Here is a 12,835-nt window from a genome sequence, read left to right on the forward strand (position 1 = left end):
TCAGTGCCGCTGGTTGATCAGCAGGTACAAAAAGAACGGCGTGCCGAGCACCGCGACGAAAATCCCCGCCGGCAAGTCCAGCGGCAGAAACAGCGTGCGGCCGATCAGGTCGGCCAGCATCACCAGGTTGGCGCCGATCAACGCCGCCATCAGCGCCTGCCCGGCAAACCCCGGCGGCGCCAGGCGCTTGGCAATGTGCGGAGCGATCAGCCCGACGAAGGCAATCGCCCCGCCCCATGCCACTGCCGCCCCGGCCAGTGCCACGCTGACCAGCAACAATCCGGCACGCAACCACTGCACCCGCACGCCAATGCCCTGGGCCAAGGCATCGTCCAGTTGTTGCACCCGCACCTGACGCGCGAGCCACACCAACAGCGGCACAATCGCCAGCAACCACAGGGCCAACGCTTTGGGCTCCGGCCAACTGGCGCCGTAGACGCTGCCGGTGAGCCACACGTAGGCGGACAGCGTGGTGGTCAACGGGCTGAACACCAGGGTGAAAGTGGTCACGGCGGTCAACAGCGCCGACACACCGACGCCGATCAGCACCAGGCGCAGCGGCGTGGCGCCTTGTTTCCACGCCAGCAAGTAGATCGCCAGCGCCGCAAGACCGGCACCGAACATCGCCGCCAGCGGCAACCACTGCGAGCCAAGTACCGCGGAGAAAAACGACAGGTACAACACCGCCGCCGTGCTCGCGCCGCTGGTGATACCGAGCAGATCCGGCGAGGCCAACGGGTTGCGGATGATGCTTTGCAAAATCAGCCCGGACACCGCCAGCGCAGCACCGACCAACGCCGCCAGTAACAGGCGCGGCAAGCGCAGTTGCTCAACGATAAAACGCAGGCTGTCATCGCCCCCGCCGCCCAGCAGGTACAGCACGGTCAGTGGCGACAGGTTGATTTTGCCCAACGACAACACGCCGAGCATCAGCATTAAGGTCAGGCCCAGCGCCGCCAACAATCGCCACACCGTCGACAGCTCGATACGCCGCGAGAAGCCGCCGCTACGCAGGGTGAGCGAATCACGCATACCGACCACCCCGCCGCGCCAAGGCGATAAAGAACGGTGCGCCGAACAGCGCGGTCATCACGCCCACCGGCACCTCCTGCGGCAGAATCACCACCCGCGCCAGGGTATCGGCCAGCAACAAGACAATCGCCCCGACCAGAGCGCAGCCCGGCAGCAACCAGCGATGATCGATCGACAAGCCCCTGCGCACCATGTGCGGCACCAGCAAACCAATGAAACCAATGCTGCCGGCCAACGCCACCGCGCTGCCGGCCAGGGCAATGATCAGCGCGCTCATCAGCAGACGGATCAGCCCGGTGCGCTGGCCCAGACCGCTGGCGATCGCTTCACCGGCGTTGAGCACATTGACCTGCCCGGCCAGCAGCAGCGCGCCAAGCAATCCCAGCACGACGCAGGCCAGCAGCGGCGCCGCCAGGGCCAGGTCGCGCTCGGACAAGGACCCGGCGAGCCAGAACAGCACCGTGTCGAGACCCTCCTGATTGACCACCAGCAAGGCCTGGCTGAACGCCGAAAACAGCGCGGTCATGGCCGCACCGGCGAGCACGATGCGCAACGGACTCAGGCTGCCCTGGCCACGATTGCCGATCACCCACACCAGGCCGCCGGCCAGCGCCGCGCCAATAAATGCGCACCACAACCACTGAGACGGCGAGGTCAGGCCCAACAGCGTGGCGCCGAGAATGATCGCAAAGGTCGCCCCGGCATTGACCCCGAATAATCCCGGCGATGCCAAAGGATTGCGGGTCAACGCCTGCATCAGCGCCCCCGCCACCGCCAGGCTTGCGCCGACCGCCATGGCCATCAGCGTGCGGGTCAGCCGGGTGTCCACCAGCAGTTGATGGGTCAGGTTCAGGGCGGCGGGGTCAAACAGCGCGGCGAGGATCTGCCCCGGCGCAATCCAGGTCGCCCCCGTGGCCAGGCTCAATATGCCGGAGACCACCAGCGCCAGGCACAGCGTGAGCAGTTTCAAACCGTTGTTCATGAAGCGACTTCCCCGGCGGTGACGCGGGCGATTTCATCGAGCATTAAGTTAGCGCCGAGAATGCCGCCGGACAAACTCCAGGCCACGCCGTCGACCCTCCACATCAAGCCTTGGCGCGGCGCCCGCAACTGCTGCCAGATCGGGTGCTGGACCAGTGCCTGATAGCTGCGTTGCGCCGCTTCACCGTCGCCACGCTGGAAGATGAAAAACAGATCGGCATCGACCACCGGCAGGCTTTCCTTATTGGTGATTTTCAGCGACACACCCCGCGCCTCCCGGGCCGCCGGGGTCCAGGCGAAACCCAGTTCGCTAAGCACCGAGCCGGCGAAACTGGCGGGCAAGTAGCTGCGGATATGATCCTCGCGGATGTCCAGCACCGACACGGTTAACGGCCAACGATCGCCGTAGGTCACTTGCAATTGCAGGCGCAACTGCGCCACCCGCTGCTGCCACTTTTCTAGCAAATACCTGGCCTGTTGTTGACGCTGCAACGCGGCGCCCATCATGGCCAGGGTCTGCTTGAATTCGAAGACTTCGTCGAGCATCACCACCTGGCCCATCTGCGCCAGTAACGGGGCGATGCGTTGGTGACGAAACCGCGAGGCGACGATCACGTCCGGTCGCACCAGGGCAATGTCTTCCAGGCTCGGTTGGGTTTCCAGGCCGACATGCGCCACGCCCTGCACGGCGTGGCGCAGGTAGCGGTACATGGGTTTCTCGCTCCAGGAATCGACCACGCCGCTGGGCGTCACGCCTAACGCCACGGCGCAATCGGTGGCGCCCTGGAACAAGGTGACTACCCGCACGCCGTCCGCCAGCGCGATCTGCGGCAGCGCCCACACCCCCAACGACAGGCGCAAAAGAGTGCGCCGGCTCAGTGGATCAACCTTCACAGTGGCGTCGCTTCAAAAGTCCACCGTCGCCGACAGCAAATAAGTGCGCGGTGTGGCCAGGGTCAGGCCCGGCTCGCTGTCGTCCGAGGCGCCGGCCGAACTCCAGTAACGTTTGTCGGCGAGGTTCTCGACATTGGCGCGCAGGGTGATGTTCTTCTCGTCAATCTTGAAGGCGTACCGCGCGCCCACGTCGATGCGGGTCCAGGCGTCGATTTCCTTGTTGTTCGACTGATCCAGATACTGCGAGCTGGAGTAGATGCCGCGCGTGGTCAGGGTCACCCCTTGCAGGTTCGGCACGTCCCACTCGGCGCCGAGGTTGACGTTGTACTTTGGCGTGGCCGGCGCGCGGTTGCCGTCGAACGTACCGCCAGCGGTGTTGGTCAGTTCGCTGTCGATGTACATCACGCCGCCGAGCAGGCGGAAACCCTTGAGCGGTTCGCCGAACACGCTCAGTTCCACGCCGTCGTTCTGTCGTTTGCCGTTGGGCCCGAACACCCGCGTCACGGCATTGGTCTCGTAAGCCGGCTGCTTGATGCGGAACACCGCAGCGGTCACCGCGAAGGCACCGGCGTCGTACTTGGCGCCGACCTCAACCTGGCGGCTAATGAACGGCGGGAAGATTTCGTCCTCGTTGACCGAAGTCGACGGCGCGATCTTGCCCTGGCTCAGGCCTTCCATGTAGTTGGCGTACAGCGACAGTTTGTCGGTGGCCTTGAACAGAAGGCCGCCGGACGGCGAGACCTTTTCCTCGTCGTACGCCGTGTCGCCCTTGAGGTTATCGGTCCAGTCGTCGACCTTGACCCGCTGCCAGCGCGCGCCGAGGGTCAGCAGCAAACGATCATCGAAGAAGCCCAGGGTGTCGGACAACGCCACGCCGCTGAAGCGGTTTTCGGTGTAGACCTCGGCGTCCTGGCGCGTCGGGCGGACCGGCGTCGGCGTTTCCACCGGGTTGTACAGGTTGCTGGGGGACGCGGCGTAGCGTGCGCCGCCGTTCTCGAAGTCCATGTAGAAGTAGCTGGCGGCCAGGTTGACCTCGTGGCTCACCGGGCCGGTATGGAACCAATTGCGCACCCCGGCGGTGGCTGTGCGCACGTTTTCGTCGCGGGTGAAATTGCGCGGCTGCACACTGAAATCGCCGCGATCATTGCTGACCGGCACCGCGTGCCGCAGGAAGTCGTGGTTACTTTTGCGCGCACCGACGCCACCGTAGAGCATCACCGAATCGTTGACGTCGAACTCGGCGTTGACCGTGCCGAAGGTGTCCTTGGTATGCGCCACACTCCAGGGTTGCGCGTAGTTGCGGCGCACGTCGCTGGCGTGCGGCACCTGAGCGTTGGCCGCCACTTGCACACGCTCTTGCGGGGCGTCGGTGTCCCGTTCGGTGCGGCCGAAGTCGGTGGAAAGCCGCAGCCGCTCGCCGCGAAAGTCCAGGCCCAGCACGGCCATTTCCCGGTCGACATTCTGGTGATCCCATTCGGTATCGCCCGACTGCTTGACCCCGTTAAAACGCACGCCGAACTGGTTACCTTCGCCAAAGCGCCGACCGATGTCCACCGCGCCGCCGACCTGACTGTCCGAGGCGTAGCTGCCGGTGAACGAGGTGATGGGCTTGTCGGTGGCGCGCTTGGGCACCACGTTGATCCCGCCACCCACGCTGCCCCGTGGCGAAATGCCGTTGATCAACTGGGTCGGGCCTTTGAGGATGTCGACCCGATCGGCCATTTCCATGTCGATCGTGTAGGTCGGCAGCACGCCGTACAGGCCGTTGTACGCCACATCACTGTTGAACAGGCTGAAACCGCGAATGGTGAACTGCTCGTAGCGCCCGCCCGCCGGGTTGGTGGCGCGTACCGAGGGGTCGCTGGCGATCAGGTCGCCGAGGGTGCGCGCTTGCTGGTTCTTCACCGTTTCGCTGGTGTAGGTGGTCATGCTGAACGGCGTTTCCATGAAGTCCTTCGAGCCGAGCAAGCCTTGCGAACCGCGCCGCGCCACCTGGCCACCGGCATAAGGCACGCCGTCGGTGCCGTCGCTGGCGCCGAGAATCGAGGTCGGCGCCAGTTGCAGGCTGCTGCCTTCGGGGGCTGGGGTCAGGATGTAAGCCTGCTCGCCCACCGGTTGCAGTTGCAGGCCGGAGCCTTGCAGCAGCCGGGCAAAGCCTTCCTCGACGCCGAACTCGCCGGACAATCCGGCGCTGTTACGGCCGCTGACCAGCGCCGGGTCCACCGACAGGTTGACCCCCGCCAGGCCGGCAAACCGGGTCAGCGCGGCGCTCAGACTACCGGCCGGCACTTGGTAGCTGCGGCGCGCGGCGGCGTCTTCGGCATAACTGACCGGGACGAACAACGGACTGGCACCCAGGCTCAGCATGAGGCTCAAGTTCAGCAACGGGCGCAAACGAAACGGCAAGACGGCGGGCATTGGAAGAGGCTCTCGATTTAATTCACTTACCTGGAATGACCAGCGACGCGAAAAAAAGGGACAGGCTCAGCCAATGTTTTTATCGAGATGGTTATTGGCCGGGACCAAGGTGACCCAAAACCGCGTGCGCGCTTGCACTTCAAGCGGCAGGCTCGCGGCCAGTAGCGACAGCACCCGGTCGGTGTTGTCGAGGCGGAAACTGCCGGTGACGCGCAGGTTTTCCAGGCTTGGGTCCCAGCGCAGCAACCCTGGGCGGTAGCGGCTCAACTCGCGGAGGAAATCCCCCAACGCCTGGTTTTGTGCCACCAGCACGCCTTCGCGCCAACCCGGCTGCATAGCGTCGAAGCCCTGCACCGAAGCAGCGCCGCTGGCACTCAGGTCGACTTGCTGACCTTCGCGCAGCACCAACAATGGCCCGCGCAACGGTTGCACCTGCACCGAGCCGCTGACCACCGAGACCCGGCAATCGCGCTCGTTGAGGCGCACGCAGACTTCGCTGTGGCTGACCGTAATCCTTCCATAGCTGGACTGGATCGTGAGCGGTCCGGTGTCCGGCACCTTCAGCGACATCTCGCCGCGCACCAACGTCAGCAGCCGCGCTGGCATATCGATATTGACTGCGCTGGCGCTGTTCAACTGTAGGCTGCTGCCATCGGCGAGCGGCCGCTGCTGGCGTTCGCCGGTGCTGGTTTGCAGGTCGGCGCGCCACACGTCCAGCGGCAATTGGCGGCTGATCAGCCAAGCGGCCGGCACCAGTGCCGCGACCCCCAGCGCACGTTTAAGGACCGCGCGGCGCCCGGCGTCCGGGCGATCCAGCGTGGCCATGGCCAGCGCTGACGGCAAACCAATGAAGCGTTGGCGCAATTGCTGGGCTTTCTGCCAGGCGTTTTCGTGGCTGCTGTGACTGTTGCGCCATTGTTGCAAGCGCAGGTGATCTTCTTCGCTGGCCCCACCCGATTCGAGCAATGCCAGCCACTGCGCGGCGGCGCGCGCCACTTGGCGCACGTCATCGGACGGCGCAGCGCGCATCACCACTCCACCAGCAGGCAATGTTCGTAGGCCTGGGCCATGTAACGTTTGACGCTGCGTTCAGAGACGTCCAGGCGCTCGGCGATCTCGCGGTAACCGAGGCCGTCCAGCTGGCTCCAGAGGAACGCGCGGCGCACCAGCGGCGGCAAGCCGTCGAGCAATTCGTCCAGGGCTTGCAGGGTTTCCAGCCACAGCCAGCGCTGCTCCGGGGACGGCACGCACTCCTCCGGCAACTGCGCGAGGGCGTCGAGGTAGGCTTGTTCGAGATTGCGGCGGGTGTAGAAATTGCTCAGCAAGCGCTTGCCGACGGTAACCAGATAGGCCCGTGGCTCGCGCATTTCAGCGATCTGCTGCGAACTGGAGAGCACGCGCAAGAAGGTGTCCTGGCTCAGGTCGGCGGCATCCCAGGCATTGCCCATGCGCCGCCGCAACCAGCCTTCGAGCCAGCTCGAATGGTCGCGATACAGCGCGTGCAGGCTGTGCTGCGATGGCGTCGCTGATTCAGTCATCTCAAGAGACCCTACGCGAAGGAAGTTTCAAATGAGATCGATTCTAATTAATGTTTGAGCGCGACACCAAGTTCTTTTTCCAGTGATGGTCCCACGCTCCGGCGTGGGACCATCAGGCAACGTCACTTACTCCAGCACAATCTCATCCTTGATCGCCCACGCCTGTTGCAGCGGTGCGGGGTCGATCCAGCTGTCGAAGTCGAAATCCTGGGAGATAAAGCCTTCGGCGAGCAAAAAGTCTTTCTGCCGACGCAAGCCTTCGACGTAGATCTGCGACAGTTGCGGCTCGAACGCCAGGTGCAGTTTGTCACCGAAGGCCAGGCGCACGCTGGCTTCGTCGGTGGTGGTTTCGGCGGCGATGGTGCTGACGACGTCCTGCGGATGCTCCTTGGCCCACTCGTTGGTTTTCAGCAGCACCGCGAGGTAACGCACGACGATGTCCGGCGAGTCGATCAAGGTCTGGCGGTCGACGGTGATCGGCCGTGGCGAACCGGCGCTCAGGCGCAGCAGCGGGTCAGGCTGGTCGTTGAGGTTAATGATCGGACGCAAGCCCTGGGCCAGTGCGCGGGCACTGCCGGCGCCCTTGATGAAAATCGCGTCCACCGTGCCGTTTAGCAAGGCCAGGGTCGGAATCGCGTGATGGTCTTCGCGGGTCTTGGAGACTTCCTTGAGGTCCCACTCGGGCGCGGCGATGTCGACGAATTCGACGCTGTCGCGGGGCACGCCGCCCAGTTGCAACGCGGTCAGCAAACCGCGCAAGCCTTCGGCGCGGCCGACGTCCACCAGGTCACTGGCGGCTTTGCGCACCACCCCGAGCTTGCGCCCGCGCAGGTCGGCCACGGTGTGGATATCGCTGTCACCCCGGACGAACACTTGCTGCGATTCATCGACCCAGGTGATGCCGACCACCACCGTATCCTGGCCCAATGCGCGGGCCCAGATTGGCGGCACGTTACCGCCCTCGCGGAAGCTGCCGGCCAGGCTGTGGCGGAAATGCGACTCGCGCACCGCACGGTCTTGCGACGCGCGGATCGAGTCGAGTTTGATCCCGTGACGGGCGAATTCATTCTGCAACCAGCCCTTGTGCTGGGCGATGCCGGAGGTGGTCGGCACCGGGCAGCGGGTGTACCAGATTGCGCTCGGTTGGGTTTCAGCAGCAGGGGCAGTTTTCAACAGTGCTTCAGACATGGTGCAACTCCTGAGAGGGTTCGCTTGGCGATGGAAAGGGCTAGCCCGACAGGCAGTCAGGTGGTTGTTGAAAAGGTTTTCAGGGCGATGGCTTTCGGCGCGCGTTCGGGCTTGATCCGCACCAGGCTCAGCTCGACCACGGTGTCGTGCAGCGCCAGTTTCGGCTTGGCCGGTTCGATGCGAATACCGTCGTGCAGCGCTACGGTGCAGGCCAGTTTCACCTCGCCGTTGATGCGCATCGCACACAGTTTGCACAGTCCGCGACGGCACGACAGCGAGTAACCGAGATTGGGCTCGAACACTCGCTGCGCATACTGCAGCGCCGTGCTCACCGAGGCGCCTTCCCAGCTGTCGATGCCCAGACCGAGGCCAGCGGGTGGCGGCAACTGGATCTCCAGTTGCCGCAGTTCACCGTCACGAAATAACGTCAGGTGCATCAGCATCGGCAACTCCAGTGTCTGTTCATGGCCGGGCCATCAGGGGAAACGCCACGGGCACGGTGAGCCGACGCAGTGCGCCGCCGTCGAAGGTCACCAGCGAGTGGCTGAGCACGCCGCTGGCCGGCGCTTTATGGTCGTGGCGCTGATGTGCGCCAATCGAGTGCTCGCGGCCAATGGCACCGAGCAGGGCTGACTCGATCACACTGAAGGCCGCTTGGCATTCCAGCGCGTCGCTCCAGTCGCGGTTCCACATCAAGTCGCGGGTGCGGCAGGCCAGTTGCGGCAGCGCGTTGGTTCGCAGATCGGTCAGTTCATTAAGGCCTTCATTCAGGGCTTTGGCGGTGCGCACCGGGCCGAGTGCGCGTTCGGCCAGTTGCGACAAACGCTCCTTGAGTTCGAACGGCGCGATACCTTCGCGACGCTCGAACGGCGCAATCGTCACCGCCACCGCTTCATCCAGATTGTCTGCCGAACGATCAAGCGCCCGCCGCTGCAAGGCATCCAGCGCCGCCGCTTGCCCGGCCACACGGCCTTGCACCAACACTTGGGCCCCGGCATTGCCGGACAAGCGATTGGCGCCGTGCATCGCGCCGGTCACTTCGCCGCAGGCAAACAACCCGGGCACGCCGGTAGCGGCACCCGCATCCACGCGCACCCCGCCCAGAGAGAAATGCGCAGCGGGGGCCACTTCAATGCCGTAGCCCTGCTTGATCCGCTCCACCAGCGGGGTCATGTCGAAGCCTTCCCACTGCCAGTCCGCACTGATCGAACGCGAGGTCGCCGGGAAGTGATCGATGATGTCGTTGGGCAAATGCTTCCACGACAGATACACCCCGCCATTCGGACTGCCGCGCCCTTCATACACTTCAGTGGCACAGGCGGCCGACACCATGTCGCGCGTCGCCAGCTCCATGCGCACCGGGTCCCAACGGGCCATAAAACGTTCGCCAAAGCGGTTCATCAACCAGGCGTGCACGCCGCTCTGCGGGCCGAGAATCCACGGGAACTGCAGGCCGCGCCACAGCGCTGGCGCGGCCAGGCAGCAGGGCAAAAACTGCATCATTTCCATGTCGATCAGGGTGGCGCCCGCCTCCACCGCCATGCGCTGGCCCTCACCGGACAACTCCTCCGGCGCGGTGCGCAGACTCCAGTTCGAAGTCGCGCCGCCGGTGGCCAGCACCGTGCTGTTGCCGAAAATCCGGTCAACGCTGCCACTGCGGCGGTCGAGGCCGAGCACGCCCACCACCGCGCCGTCGCGGCGCAGCAATTGGCTCGATTGGAAGTCTTCGCGAAAGCTCACCCCGGCCTGCTGGGCGATGCGAGTCAAGGCCCGCTGCATGTCGATGCCGCTGATGTGCACGCCGCGTCCGCTGCTGTGGCCGGGAGCGCGACGGTTGACGCTGAACTTGATGCCCCAGTCAATCAAGCGCTGCACTTCCGCGCCGATGCCGCTGACCATACTCTGCACCAGATGCTGATCGTTGAGCCATGAACCGGCCGCGAGGGTGTCCTGCAGGAAACGTTCTTCGGTGTCGCTGGCGTCGGCCTCCAGCCCGATCGCCACCAGGCTTTCGCCGGCAATCGAGACGCCGCCGCCGGAGGTGATGGTCGCACCGCTGCGGCCCACCAGCCCCTTGTTCACCACCAACACCGAGGCTCCGGCCTGCCGCGCATGAAACGCCGCGACCAGCCCTGCCGCACCGCCGCCCAGCACGATGACATCCCAGGTCACCGCGTCACTCATACACCCAGGCCTCCACCGAGAAATCGGCGTCGATAAAGCCTTCGGTCAGCAGAAAATTCTTGAAGCTGTTGATCGCCTGCAAGCCCGGCGCGTCCAGATGAGTGGCGAATTTGCGGTGCAGATCGGGGCCGAATGCGCCTTGCACTGCCTCTTCCGACACGCCGATTTCCTGAGCCACGAAGCGCTGGGTTTCATCAGGATGGCGCGATGCCCATTCAGCCGCTTCGGCCACTGAGTCGAGTAACGACTGCACCAGGTCCGGCCGTTCCCGGGCCAGGGTGCCATCGACGGTCAGCAAGCGCGGCGTGCCATTATTGATGCGGATCGCTGGATCGGGATGATTGCCGGTCTGGTTGAGAATCACCGCGTCAAACTGATGGGCCAGGCTCAAGCCCTCGGCGCCTTTGACGAAGAACGCATCGATCTCGCCTTTGATTAACTGGGTCAACTCATTGGCATAGGGCAAACGCCGCACTAATTGTGGCGGGTAGCCTGGCGTGGTGGCGCCCAGGGTCGGCGTGCGGGTAGCGACATCGACGAACTGCACCTGATCGCGACGAATGCCCGCCACTTGCAGCGTCGACAGCAAGCCCTTGAGCGCAGTGGCGCGCTGGAAATCAATGATGCCCGGTGGCTGCCGCGGCAGGCCGAGGCGTTTGCCGAACAACTCCGCGACGTCGCGCACGCCGGACGACGGCAAAGTGATCACGGCCTGAAATTCGTCGATCCAGTTAATGCCGATCAACCGCGTGTCGCGGCCGCTGGCCCGGGCGTGGATCGGTGGGATGTTGCCGCCCTGGCGGAAAGACCAGGGTTGCGAATGATCGAAGTGGCTGGCGCGGACTTTCTCGTCCGGTGAGCTTTGCAGTGATTGCACACCGACGGATTTTGCCGCCAGCGCCGATTGCAAGTACCCCAGTTTTACCGCAAGGCCGAGTGGCGTGGGCGTCGGGCAGCGGGTGTACCAAAGATTGAGGTCAGTCATAACATTCGCCATTAATACTAAGATGACAGCAGGTCGCAACTAAGCGCGACCACCTGAAATAACAAGAATAATGACGGACGTTGTCGCACGGCATTGAATAAAATGTTTTATGGATAATCTGCAAACGCCCCCGTGCGAGGTGCAGCGAGTGTAATGCAAAGTTATTTAAGCCACATAGATCGTTAAGTTCTGAGTTTATGACTGCACATTGATTGACACTGCGCGGTGCATTACGCAGATTACATCGCGTTTTCAGCCCTACTTCGCTCATGCACTTTGTCTGGATATAGCCTGAATATGTCTGCTCTTTCGTTGTGGCTGAACAACTTCACTCCGCTGCATTCCGCGCATACCCGCACATATCTTTCCGGCCAGGCCGTGTCGATGATCGGCATCTGGCTACAGCAGACCGCCATGGCGTTGCTGGTCTATCAATTGTCCGGCGGCCAGGCGTTTGCCTTAGGGGTCAGCGCGCTGTGTTCGAGTGTGCCGATTATCCTGTTCAGCATGTTTACCGGCGCCTTGGCGGATCGTTATGACCGGCGCAAGTTGTTGATCGGTTGTCACCTGGTGGAGATCGTCCTGACCTTTGTGATTGCCGCGTTGATCCAGGCTGAACAGGTCGAACTGGGGCATATCTTCCTGTTCGCGTTTCTGATGGGTTGCGTGAACTCGGTGTATTTCCCGACGCAGCAGGCGTTCCTGTTCGATCTCGCCGGGCTGGACAATATTCGCAAGCTGATCAGCATCAACTCGATGATCCTCAATGTGTGCCGCACGCTTGGCCCGACTCTGGCGGGATATTTGGTGGCGCAGGTCGGCATGTCCGCGGCTTTCTGGGCTAATGGCCTGTCGTACTGGGTGGTGATTTTTTCGTTGTTGTCGCTGCACTCGGTGTGCCAGGGCCGGCCGAACGCGGGCGATCAGGTATCGCTCGGCGAAGCGGTGACGCATATTCGCCAGACCCTGGTGTTGCGCAATATTTACCTATGCTGCGCGGCGCTGACCATGTTCGGCCTCGGCACCTTGGCGCTGCTGCCGGCGGTGGCCCAGGGCGATCCGCAGCGCACCGGGCTGCTGCTCGGTGCAGCGGCGGCCGGGTCATTGGTGTATGCGTTTTTCCTGTCGCCGGTGATCAGCCACATCCGGCGCATGGGCCTGACGTTGTCGCTGACCTTGATCTGGATGGGCGGGTGGCTGGTGGTGTCGGCGCTGACGGGGTTGCTTTACTTGCAATTGCTGGCGCTTTTTATGTTTGGCCTGGCCACTTCGCAAGCGATGGTGACCTGCACCAGCATGGTGCAGATCCTTTCGCCGCCCTCCATGCGCGGGCGGTTGATGGGCTTGTTCAGCATTATTGGTTTTGGCCTGCAGCCCCTGGCCACCCTGGTCGCCGGCTACATGGCCGACCGCCTCGGCGTCGGCACCACCATCGCCCTGTGGGGCCTGGTGGCAGTGGGCATTGCCAGTTTGCTGCTGGTGCAGGCGCAATGGCGCCAGTGGAACCTGACAAAGGCCTGATGTGAGAGCGAGCCTGCTCGCGAAGGGGTCATCAGCTTCAACATCTCTGCCGACTGACACACCGCCATCGCGGGCAAGCCCGCTCCCACAGGGT

Annotated in this window: 11 protein-coding genes; 1 reads left to right on the top strand and 10 read right to left on the bottom strand. The window is 63.7% G+C overall.

Going from position 1 to position 12,835, the window contains the following annotated elements:
• The 10 genes from RG836_RS08875 to RG836_RS08920 form a co-directional block, all read right to left on the bottom strand.
• Complete coding sequence (locus RG836_RS08875; RefSeq protein WP_310844821.1) at window positions 1-1,032, bottom strand: FecCD family ABC transporter permease; 1,032 nt, start codon at window positions 1,030-1,032, stop codon at window positions 1-3.
• Window positions 1,025-2,014, bottom strand: a complete 990-nt coding sequence (locus RG836_RS08880; RefSeq protein ID WP_310844822.1) for a FecCD family ABC transporter permease — start codon at window positions 2,012-2,014, stop codon at window positions 1,025-1,027. The genes RG836_RS08875 and RG836_RS08880 overlap by 8 nt, the downstream gene beginning before the upstream one ends.
• A complete protein-coding gene (locus RG836_RS08885; RefSeq protein ID WP_310844823.1) occupies window positions 2,011-2,907 on the bottom strand; it encodes an ABC transporter substrate-binding protein in 897 nt (298 codons plus the stop codon). Before RG836_RS08885 ends, RG836_RS08880 begins: the two co-directional genes overlap by 4 nt.
• Before the next feature lie 12 nt (window positions 2,908-2,919).
• Window positions 2,920-5,325: a TonB-dependent receptor gene (locus RG836_RS08890; RefSeq protein ID WP_310844824.1), complete on the bottom strand. Its 2,406-nt coding sequence runs from the start codon at window positions 5,323-5,325 to the stop codon at window positions 2,920-2,922.
• Between the two features lie 66 nt (window positions 5,326-5,391).
• Entirely contained in the window at window positions 5,392-6,354 is a 963-nt protein-coding gene (locus RG836_RS08895; RefSeq protein WP_310844825.1) for a FecR domain-containing protein, read from the bottom strand.
• Complete coding sequence (locus RG836_RS08900; protein WP_310844827.1) at window positions 6,354-6,863, bottom strand: sigma-70 family RNA polymerase sigma factor; 510 nt, start codon at window positions 6,861-6,863, stop codon at window positions 6,354-6,356. The genes RG836_RS08895 and RG836_RS08900 overlap by 1 nt, the downstream gene beginning before the upstream one ends.
• Before the next feature lie 126 nt (window positions 6,864-6,989).
• The gene (locus RG836_RS08905) at window positions 6,990-8,051 is read right to left on the bottom strand and encodes an ABC transporter substrate-binding protein (RefSeq protein WP_310844829.1); all 1,062 of its coding nucleotides are present in this window, start codon (window positions 8,049-8,051) and stop codon (window positions 6,990-6,992) included.
• A 56-nt stretch (window positions 8,052-8,107) separates the two neighbouring features.
• Complete coding sequence (locus RG836_RS08910) at window positions 8,108-8,494, bottom strand: 2Fe-2S iron-sulfur cluster-binding protein (RefSeq protein WP_310844831.1); 387 nt, start codon at window positions 8,492-8,494, stop codon at window positions 8,108-8,110.
• A 19-nt stretch (window positions 8,495-8,513) separates the two neighbouring features.
• Window positions 8,514-10,235, bottom strand: coding sequence for an FAD-dependent oxidoreductase (locus tag RG836_RS08915; RefSeq protein ID WP_310844832.1), 1,722 nt, complete (start codon window positions 10,233-10,235; stop codon window positions 8,514-8,516).
• On the bottom strand, window positions 10,228-11,220 hold the full coding sequence (locus RG836_RS08920; RefSeq protein WP_310844833.1) for an ABC transporter substrate-binding protein: 993 nt from the start codon (window positions 11,218-11,220) through the stop codon (window positions 10,228-10,230). Before RG836_RS08920 ends, RG836_RS08915 begins: the two co-directional genes overlap by 8 nt.
• 297 nt (window positions 11,221-11,517) lie before the next feature.
• Here RG836_RS08920 and RG836_RS08925 point away from each other — a divergent pair, with 297 nt between their 5' ends.
• Window positions 11,518-12,741: an MFS transporter gene (locus RG836_RS08925; protein WP_310844834.1), complete on the top strand. Its 1,224-nt coding sequence runs from the start codon at window positions 11,518-11,520 to the stop codon at window positions 12,739-12,741.
• Window positions 12,742-12,835 lie beyond the last annotated feature (94 nt).

The organism is Pseudomonas rhizozeae (genome assembly GCF_031583775.1).
Taxonomy (GTDB): domain Bacteria; phylum Pseudomonadota; class Gammaproteobacteria; order Pseudomonadales; family Pseudomonadaceae; genus Aquipseudomonas.